Source organism: Rhodopseudomonas parapalustris (genome assembly GCF_053772255.1).
On the sequence record NZ_JAMKBZ010000042.1, the window covers coordinates 25,878 to 34,662 of the forward strand.

The following is an 8,785-nucleotide window of genomic DNA, read 5'->3' on the forward strand; positions in this document are numbered from 1 at the left end:
CGTGCGACGCCGAGACGACCACTGAATAGTAGGGAGCGCCGGATGTACGCGCACCTGTTGTTCGTGGTCGTTGACCTTTTTGGGCGCCGGATCCACCCGATTTCAGTACATTTCTGATCTGGATCGACCGGTGCTCGCCTTGGCATGGCTGTGGACGGCCGCTATACGCATGGCGCAATGATCGATGCCAGCCCAGCCGCGGTCGCGACGCGTGCCCAGCCTGCTGCGGTTCCGCTGCAGCTCTCCGTGGTCGTCCCGACCTTCAATGAACGCGACAATGTCGAGCTGCTGTTCCGTAAACTGGAGACAGCGCTCGCTGGCGTGGCGTGGGAGGTCGTCTTCGTCGACGACAATTCTCCCGACGGCACCTGGCAGGTCGTCCGCGACATGGCGCAGCGCGACTCTCGCGTGCGCTGCCTGCGCCGGATCGGCCGTCGCGGCCTGTCGGGCGCCTGCATCGAAGGTATTCTCGCGTCCGGCGCGCCGTTCGCCGCGGTGATGGACGCCGACCTGCAGCACGACGAGACCCTGCTCACCAAGATGCTGTCGCTGCTGGAGAGCAAGGCCGCCGATCTCGTGGTCGGCAGCCGCTACATCGAGGGCGGCAGCGCCGACAGCTTCAACAAGCAGCGCGCCGGCATCAGCTCGATCGCCACCCAGGTCGCCCAGAAGGTGCTCAAGATCGAGGTCGCGGACCCGATGAGCGGCTTCTTCATGATCCGCCGCGACCGCTTCGAACAGCTCGCGCCGCAGCTTTCGACCCAAGGCTTCAAGATCCTGCTCGACGTCATCGCGACCGCGCGCGGCAGCCTGCGCATCGTCGAGGTGCCTTTCACCTTCGGCTCGCGGCTGCACGGCGAAAGCAAGCTGGACTCGATGGTGGCGCTCGACTTCCTCGGCCTGGTGCTGGCGAAGTTCAGTCACGACATGCTGTCGCTGCGTTTCATCCTGTTCGCGCTGGTCGGCTCCACCGGCGTGGTGGTGCACTTCGTCACGCTGTTCGTCGTGCTGAAGGTGTTCGAACAGCCGTTCGCCGAGGCACAGGGCGCCGCCGCGCTGGTGGCGATGACCAGCAACTTCATCCTCAACAATTTCCTGACCTATCGCGACCAGCGCCTCAAGGGTTTCGCGATCTTGCGTGGCTTGTTGCTGTTCTATCTGGTGTGCGGCGTCGGTCTGCTCGCCAATGTCGGCGTCGCCTTCGCGGTGTACAACGAGCACATCACCTGGTGGCTGGCGGGTGCGGCCGGTGCGCTCATGGGCGTGGTGTGGAACTACGCGATGTCCGGCCTGTTCGTCTGGCGCAAGCGATGAGCGACGCATTACGGCGAATTCCCGTCGCCACGATCCTGGTCGTCGTCGGGATGGTCGTGCTTAGGCTGGTCGCTGCGGCGGTGACGCCGCTGACTTTCGACGAGGCGTATTACTGGACCTGGTCGAAGAATCTCGCGCTCAGCTATTTCGACCACCCGCCGATGGTCGCGGTGGTGATCAAGCTCGGCACGCTGATCGCCGGCGATACCGAACTCGGCGTCCGCCTGGTGTCGATCCTGCTGGCGCTGCCGATGAGCTGGGCGGTGTGGCGAGCCGCGATCCTGTTGTTCGACGATACCGAGATCGCCGCGACCGCGACAGTGTTGCTCAACGCCACAATGATGGTATCGGCCGGCACCACCATCGTCACGCCGGATGCGCCGCTTTTGGTGGCATCGAGCTTCGTGCTGCTGGCGCTGGCGCAGGTCGCTGCGACGGGCAGGGGCGTGTGGTGGCTCGCGGTCGGCGTCGCGGTCGGGCTGGCGCTGCTGTCGAAATACACCGCGCTGTTCTTTGGTCCGGCGATCCTGATCTGGCTATTGTGGGTGCCGGCGATGCGTCGCTGGCTGCTGTCGCCATGGCCGTATCTCGGCGGCGTGATCGCGTTCGCGCTGTTCTCGCCGGTGGTGATCTGGAACGCGCAGCACGACTGGATTTCCTTCGTCAAACAGTTCGGCCGCGCCAAGCTCGGTGGGTTCGAGCCGCATTTCCTTGCCGAGCTGATCCCGACCCAGTTCGTGCTGGCGACGCCGTTCGTGTTCGTGCTCGGGGTGATGGGCCTGATCGCGCTCGGCAAGCGCAGCACGGGACCTGCGGCCTCTCGCGTTCTGGTCGCCGCGACGGTGTGGACGATCGCGCTGTATTTCGCCTGGCAGGCACTGCACGACCGGGTCGAGGCGAACTGGCTGAGCCCGCTGTATCCGGCGTTCGCGCTCGCGGCGGCGGTGGGGGCGGCCTATCCGCATTGGACCCCGGGTATCGCGCGCGTCGTCACGGTGTGCCGGCGCTGGGCGGTGTCGACCGGCACCCTGCTGTTCGCGCTGGTGGTGGTCCAGGTCAACACCGGCGCGCTGACCGGCTATCGCCGTGACGCCACGGTGCGCTCTGTCGGTGTTGGTGTACCGCAGATGGTGGCGGAGATCGACCAGGTGCGGCGCCGGATCGGCGCGAGCTGCGTGCTGACCGACGATTATGGCACCACCGGCTGGCTGGAATTCTATCTGCCGCCCGGCACTTGCGTGGTTCAGCGCGGCGAACGGTTCCGTTGGCTCGCGGCGCCGGCACTGACAGCCCAGCAACTCGCGGGACCGTTGCTGCTGGTCGGGGTCGAGAACGCCGCGGCGCGACCGGACCTGCAGGCCGCTTTCGCCAGGATCGAGCGCGTCGGCGCGGTCACCCGCTCGCGTGGACCGCTGCTCGTCGATGCGGTGCCGCTCGACGAGCTGTCGGAGCCGAAGGGACCGATCCTCGACCCGCGCCCGCCGATCTACTGACGCGGCTCCCGCAACCGCCCGGCAAACCTGCTGACCTGCGGTGGCCGAGTATGCTACAGGCTGGGGTCGATCCCCACCTCCCGCGCGTCCGCCGCGCCGTTTCCCCAACACGACGAGCTCAACGATGAACGACACGGTCTTGATTGCTGGAGCCGGACACGCCGGATTTCAGGTCGCCGTATCGCTGCGCCAGGCGAAATACGCCGGGCGTATCGCGCTGATCAACGACGAGAAGCATCTGCCGTATCAGCGTCCGCCGCTGTCGAAGGCTTACTTGAAGAGCGGCGGCGATCCGAACTCGCTGATGTTCCGCCCGGAAAAGTTCTTCCAGGATCAGACGATCGAGCTGATTTCCGATCGGATGGTGTCGATCGATCGCGAGGGCCGCAAGCTGCTGCTCGCCTCCGGCACCGCGATCGACTACGGCCACCTGGTGCTCGCCACCGGCGCGCGCAACCGGATGCTCGACGTGCCCAATGCGTCGCTGCCGGACGTGCTTTACTTGCGCACGCTCGACGAGAGCGAAGTGCTGCGGCAGCGGATGCCGGACAAGAAGCATGTCGTGGTGATCGGTGCCGGTTTCATCGGTCTCGAATTCGCCGCCACGGCGCGGGCCAAGGGACTCGAGGTCGACGTCGTCGAGCTGGCGCCGCGGGTGATGGCGCGCGTCGTGACGCCGGAGATCTCCAGTTACTTCCATGACCGCCACAGCGCGGCCGGCATCCGGATGCACTACGGCGTTCGTGCCACCGAAATCGCCGCCGAGGGTGACCGCGTCACCGGCGTCGTGCTGAGCGACGGCAACACGTTGCCCTGCGATCTCGTCGTGGTCGGCGTCGGCGTGATTCCGAATGTCGAGATCGCCGCCGCCGCCGGGCTGCCGACCGCCGCCGGCATCATCGTCGATCGGCAGCTTCTCACCATCGATCCGCACATCTCGGCGATCGGCGACTGCGCGCTGTTCGACAGCGTCCGGTTCGGCGAGACGATGCGGGTGGAGTCGGTGCAGAACGCCACCGACCAGGCACGCTGCGTCGCTGCGCGTCTCACCGGCGACGCCAAACCGTATGACGGCTATCCGTGGTTCTGGTCCGATCAGGGCGACGACAAGCTGCAGATCGTCGGCCTCACCGCCGGCTTCGATCAGGTGGTGATCCGCGGCAGCGTCGCCGAACGCTCGTTCTCGGCGTTCTGCTACAAGGCCGGCAAGCTGATCGGCATCGAGTCCGTCAACCGCGCCGCCGACCACGTCTTCGGCCGCAAGATCCTGCCGCTCGACAAGTCGGTGACGCCGGAGCAGGCCGCCGATCTCAGCTTCGACCTGAAGAAGGCGGCGGCGTAGATCGGCGCCGCGCCCTCGGTGCGATTAGATAGAATCTAGCCTTCGGCTTATTGCCGGAACCGCCCCCGTTATCTAGCCACAATGGCGATATCGGGGGACCTCATGATCATCATCAACCATCGACGATACGTGCTTCTCGGCGCCGCGACCACGATCGCGTCGCTTTGGTTCTGCAGCGTCCCCTCTCTCAGCCGAGCGCAGACGGCACCATCGACCACGCTGCCGCCGGTCTCTGTCGACCCGCCTCGACAGCGCGAACGCGCGACGACGGTTCGCACGCGGTCGGCAGCGCCAAAGCGCGCCAGCCGCGTCGTGCCACGACAATCCGCCGAACGGCCTCCGGCGCCCAGGCAGGCGGCCACGGTGGGGACCACGCACACGATTGGCGATCCGCCGCCCGCTTACGCCGGCGGACAGGTCGCGACCGGCGGCCGAGTCGGTCTTCTCGGCAATCTCTCCTACGCGAACTCCCCGTTCAGCGGCGTTTCGTACACGTCCGAACTCATCAGGAATCAGCAGGCCACCAGCGTCGGCGACGTGCTGCTCAACGATCCGACGGTGCGGGTTGCGCAGGGATTCGGCAATTTCGCCGAGCTCTACATCATCCGCGGCTTTCCGCTCTACGGCGACGATCTTGCGCTCAACGGCCTGTACGGCATCGTGCCCCGCCAGTTCGTCGCCGCGCCGTTGGTCGAACGGGTCGAGATTCTGCGCGGCGTCAGTGCATTCGTCAACGGAGCTGCGCCCGGCAACAGCGGCGTCGGCGGCTCGGTCAATCTCGTTCCGAAGCGCGCCCCGCTGTACGACCTGAACAGCCTCACCGTGGGCTACGAGAGCTCGGGTCAGGTTCTCAGCACCATTGATGTGGCGCGCCGGTTTGGCGACTTCAAAGAATGGGGCGTTCGTGTCGGTGCGACCGGGCGAACAGGAGAGACCTCGGTCGACGGTCAGGATCGAAAGCTCGGGGCCGCGTCCCTCGATGTCGATTACAACGGCGAGAACGCGCGTTTCAGTGCCGATCTCGGCTATCAGGATCATCACCTCGACAATCCGCGGCCGCAGGTCGGACTGGCTGGAGCGCCGCCCAGTCCGCCAAAGGCCAGCCAGAACTATGCGCAGCCGTGGACCTATGCGAACGACCGTAACCTCTTCTTCGTCACGCGCGGAGAGGTCGACCTTACCGAATCTGTCACGGCGTGGGCTTCGGGTGGTTTTCGGTTCGGCGACGAAGACAATGTCCTCGCCAATCCGACTGCGACATCGACCGGCAGCCTGAGCGCCTATCGGTTCGACAACGTTCGAAAAGACACGGCCTTCTCGGGCGATGCCGGGGTGCGGGCCACCTTCGATACCGGTCCGGTGGGGCATCGCGTGGTGGTGTCGGGGGCCGGAACCACGCTCGATTCCAAGAACGCGTATGCGTTCTCCAATTTTGCGGGTTTTTCGGCGGGCACGCTTTACAATCCCGTCGGTGTCGCGCGCCCCGCGGCGAACTACTTTCTGGGCGGCGTTCTTTCCGATCCATTGACGACGGAGAAGACGCGCACGTCGAGTTTCGCCGTCGCCGACACGATGTCATTTCTCAGCGAGAGCGTCCTGCTGACGCTCGGCGGTCGCTACCAGAAAGTATCCCAGGACACGTTCAACTATAATACAGGAGCGCTCGGATCGGCTGCCGAAGGATCTGCGGTCACACCGGTGGTCGGACTGGTAGTGAAACCTCTCCGCGGGGTGTCGCTTTTCGCCAACTATGCGGAAGCGCTTCAGCGCGGCGGAATCGCACCGGCGACCAGCGGCGGACAAGTCATTCTGAATGCCGGTGAGGCGCTCAGTCCCTACGTCAGCAAGCAGTACGAGGTCGGCGCCAAGTTCGACGGCGGAAATTTCGGCGCAACGCTCAGCCTGTTCTCGATCACCCAGCAGCAGGCGATCGTCGAAAACCGGATCTACCAAGCCGCCGGCGAGCAGCAGAACCGGGGCGTCGAATTGTCCTTCTACGGCGAGCCGGTGAAGGGCGTGCGGCTTCTCGGCGGCGTCACCGGCATCGATCCCAAGCTTCAGAACACCCAGGACGGCCTCTACAACGGCAACTACGCTGTCGGCGTGCCGCGGTTCCAAGGCAATCTGGGCGCGGAATGGGATCTGCCCTTCATCCCCGGCATGACGGTCGACGGCCGGCTGATCCACACCGGCAAGCAATACACCGACGCGGCGAACATCAATCAGGTGGACAGTTGGACGCGTCTGGATCTGGGAGTGCGCTACGCTACGGTCTGGAACAAGACGCGCGTCACCTATCGTGTCCGCGTGCTCAATGTGGCCAACGAATCCTATTGGGCCTCGGTGGGCGGGTATCCGGGCGCCAACTACCTGGTCCAGGGGGCTCCTCGAACCTTCCTGGCCAATGTGAGCATGGATTTCTAAGCGGCCTGCAAATTGGCGGCACGAAAGCGTTTTCCAGCGACGTGGGAAACGGTCCGGGTGAGGAAAGCGCGTCGGAACAAACAAGCGGCGCTCCGGCTCTGATCCAGTCAGAGCCGGAAATCCTCTACTCCGCGGCCGCCGCGAACTCGCGCATGACCGCTTCGATATCCGCGACCGTCGGCAGGCCGGCCTCGTTGCCGAGCCTCTGAATCTTGTAGGTCGAGGCGGCGCGGGCGAATTCGAAGTGGTGCTGCCAGCTCTGCGCCGGATTGTTCAGATACGAAAACACATAGGCGCCGTGGAAGACGTCACCGGCGCCGTTGGTGTCGATCACCCGCTCGCGCGGGATCGGTAGCGCCGGCAGGGTCCGCACCGTTCCGGCTTCGTCGTACCAATACAGGCCGCGCTCGCCGAGGGTGACGCCGCCGACCCGGCAGCCGCGCGACTTCAGATAGTCGAGCATCTTCTCCGGCGTCATGTCCATCTGCTCGCACAGCCGCTCGGCGACGATCGCGACGTCGATGAATTCCAAGAGCTCGTGGGTGTTGGTGCGCAGGCCGCCGCCGTCGAGCGACGTCAGGATGCCGGCCTCACGGCACAGCTTGGCGTAATGGATCGCCGCGTCGGGCTGGTGGCCGTCGACGTGCAGGGCGCGGCAAGGGCCGAGATTGAGCAGCGGAAACGGATGGATGTGTTCGTCGTCGCGGCAGCGGACGATGGCGCGCTTGCCGTCCTTCGGCATGATGAAGGACAGCGACGACGACGCGACCTTGCGTGGATGAATCTCGATGCCGTATTTCGCGCTCATGTCCTGAAACATCCGCCCGAGCCAGTCGTTCGCGACGGTGGCGATCAGGTCGGGCACGATGCCGAGCTTGGCGCAGCAGAACGCCGCGGTCACCGCATTGCCGCCGAACGACACCGCATAGTCGGAAGCGACGTGCTTTTCGTCGCCGGTCGGCATGTGGTCGGTGATGAAGGTGACGTCGATGTAGGTCTGTCCGATGAAGAGTGCGTGCATGAGAGTCCCGAGGCTGCGACCGGTTCCGGCGCTCTCAGCATAGCATTGCCGTTCGCGGCGCATTCGCTAAAATTTTCCGCAGCGGTTCAACTGATACGACTGCGGTTTCGCCGAGAATCCGGTCATAACGGCGCGCGCGCTGCCTTGTTCCGGGCAGCCGCGCTCAGGGAGGAGAGGGCGGCGGTCGCAGGCGAGCGAGCGGCGCGTGGTGTGGCCGGTGGCGGCGCCACCTCGTTATCGTCCGGGGATTGCATGCCGATGAACCGACGCGACAAACCCGATAGCATCGTAAAGCAAATCACCGCATGGGGCGATTTGCGTGCGGGGGAGCGTCCATGATTACCGCGATCGATCACCTTGTCGTCCTGGTCAGCGATCTCAACGAAGCGGTCGCGACCTACCAGACGCTGCTCGCCCGCGCGCCGGCCTGGCGCAGCGGCGACGACGGCTCCGACAACGTTCTGTTTACCTTCGACAACATGTCGCTGGAGTTGATGGCGCCGTCCGGCAGCGGACCGATCGCCGAGCGGCTGCGCACGCTGATCAAGCTGCAGGGGGAGGGCATCGCCAGCCTGTGCTTCCGCGTCGCCGACGCCGCAGCGGCGCGCCACCGGCTGGAGCGGGTGGCGCTGCAGCCGACGCCGGTCACCGAGGTCGAGGGTCGCGATCGGACGACCGGTGCCACGCTGACATGGAAGCGAACCCGGACCGCGACCGAGGCCACCCGCGGGGTGCGGCTGTTCTTCCTCGAACTCGGCTCCGAACGGCCGCATTCGCCGGTGACGGGGCCGGCGCCGGTCGTCGGATTGGATCACCTGGTGATCTCGACCGCCGATCCGAACCGCGCTGCGGCGCTGTACGGTGCGCGGCTCGGGCTCGATATGGCGCTGGACCGCTCGCAGCAGGACTGGGGACGGCTGATGTCGTTCCACTGCGCCGATCTTCGGCTCGAGGTCGTCCACCGGCCGGTCGCGGGCTCGGACTCCGAGCACGACAAGCTGTGGGGGATCGGTTGGCGCGTCGACGACGTCGAGGCGGCACGCGAGCGACTGATCGCTGCCGGCCTCACGGTCACCACGTCACGGGCGGGTCGTCACGCCGACACCCGCGTCGTGACGGTGCGCAGCGGCACGCACCGGATTCCAACCCTGCTGGTGCAGCGGACGCTGGCCTAGCAGGCTGTTGAAGAAG

6 protein-coding genes are annotated in these 8,785 nt (G+C 65.7%); 5 read left to right on the forward strand and 1 reads right to left on the reverse strand.

From position 1 onward, the window contains the following. The first annotated feature begins 177 nt into the window (after positions 1-177). The 4 genes from M9H71_RS23540 (at position 178) to M9H71_RS23555 (ending at position 6,573) form a co-directional block, all read left to right on the forward strand. Positions 178-1,314 carry a glycosyltransferase gene (locus tag M9H71_RS23540; protein ID WP_455407295.1) on the forward strand — a complete coding sequence of 379 codons (1,137 nt, stop codon included), beginning with the start codon at positions 178-180 and terminating at the stop codon, positions 1,312-1,314. After that, on the forward strand, positions 1,311-2,807 hold the full coding sequence (locus tag M9H71_RS23545; protein ID WP_455407289.1) for a glycosyltransferase family 39 protein: 1,497 nt from the start codon (positions 1,311-1,313) through the stop codon (positions 2,805-2,807). Before M9H71_RS23540 ends, M9H71_RS23545 begins: the two co-directional genes overlap by 4 nt. A 124-nt stretch (positions 2,808-2,931) precedes the next feature. Then, complete coding sequence (locus tag M9H71_RS23550) at positions 2,932-4,149, forward strand: NAD(P)/FAD-dependent oxidoreductase (protein WP_455407290.1); 1,218 nt, start codon at positions 2,932-2,934, stop codon at positions 4,147-4,149. 102 nt (positions 4,150-4,251) lie between these two features. Beyond that, entirely contained in the window at positions 4,252-6,573 is a 2,322-nt protein-coding gene (locus M9H71_RS23555; protein WP_455407291.1) for a TonB-dependent receptor, read from the forward strand. 124 nt (positions 6,574-6,697) lie between these two features. Here the strand turns inward: M9H71_RS23555 and M9H71_RS23560 are convergent, their stop codons facing one another. Then, positions 6,698-7,594: a sugar kinase gene (locus tag M9H71_RS23560; RefSeq protein ID WP_455407292.1), complete on the reverse strand. Its 897-nt coding sequence runs from the start codon at positions 7,592-7,594 to the stop codon at positions 6,698-6,700. A gap of 335 nt (positions 7,595-7,929) precedes the next feature. On the opposite strand from M9H71_RS23560, the gene M9H71_RS23565 reads away from it, so the two are divergent. After that, a complete protein-coding gene (locus M9H71_RS23565) occupies positions 7,930-8,769 on the forward strand; it encodes a VOC family protein (protein ID WP_455407293.1) in 840 nt (279 codons plus the stop codon). The last annotated feature ends 16 nt before the right edge of the window (positions 8,770-8,785 follow it).

What these genes read in the sequence shown, in the direction of transcription:
- M9H71_RS23560 (WP_455407292.1), bottom strand. Translation starts at nt 7,594, where the DNA reads ATGCACGCACTCTTCATCGGACAGACCTACATCGACGTCACCTTCATC.
- M9H71_RS23540 (WP_455407295.1), top strand. Translation starts at nt 178, where the DNA reads ATGATCGATGCCAGCCCAGCCGCGGTCGCGACGCGTGCCCAGCCTGCT.
- M9H71_RS23555 (WP_455407291.1), top strand. Translation starts at nt 4,252, where the DNA reads ATGATCATCATCAACCATCGACGATACGTGCTTCTCGGCGCCGCGACC.
- M9H71_RS23550 (WP_455407290.1), top strand. Translation starts at nt 2,932, where the DNA reads ATGAACGACACGGTCTTGATTGCTGGAGCCGGACACGCCGGATTTCAG.
- M9H71_RS23545 (WP_455407289.1), top strand. Translation starts at nt 1,311, where the DNA reads ATGAGCGACGCATTACGGCGAATTCCCGTCGCCACGATCCTGGTCGTC.
- M9H71_RS23565 (WP_455407293.1), top strand. Translation starts at nt 7,930, where the DNA reads ATGATTACCGCGATCGATCACCTTGTCGTCCTGGTCAGCGATCTCAAC.